The 487-nt window shown below is 65.3% G+C and carries 1 protein-coding gene; it reads left to right on the top strand.

Going from position 1 to position 487, the window contains the following annotated elements; all coding sequences use genetic code 11:
- Window positions 1-128: 128 nt before the first annotated feature.
- Window positions 129-487: RNA-guided endonuclease InsQ/TnpB family protein (locus AC2CJA_RS27180; protein WP_484605275.1), on the top strand; the 359-nt coding region annotated here is incomplete at its 3' end.

Here is a 487-nt window from a genome sequence, read left to right as displayed (position 1 = left end):
TTAGGGCGGGGAGGAAACGAAGCTCCTGCGGAGCAGGGCAGGGAACGCCGGTTCGCCGCCAGGGCGGACCGGCGTCCACCCGCAACTGCCCGCACTCCGTCACAAACTGATGAGGTAATATGTGAGCCGTGAAGACCACCCACGTGAAGCGGGCTTTCAAGTACCGCTTCTACCCGACCGATGCGCAGGCAGCCGAGCTGTCGCGCACGTTCGGCTGCGTGCGGAAGGTCTACAACCTCGCCCTGGCCGCGCGCACCGAGGCGTGGACGCGGCAGGAGCGGGTGAACTACAACCAGACGTCGGCGATGCTGACGGCCTGGAAGAAGACCGAGGAACTCGCCTACCTCAACGAGGTCTCCTCCGTCCCGCTCCAGCAGGCCCTGCGGCACCTTCAGACGGCGTTCACGAACTTCTTCGGCAAGCGGGCGAAGTACCCGCGCTTCAAGTCGCGGAAGAAGTCGCGGAAGTCCGCGGAGTACACCACCAG

This window comes from Streptomyces sp. ATLC9 (assembly GCF_057196705.1).
This window is presented reverse-complemented; position numbering and strand designations above follow the sequence as displayed.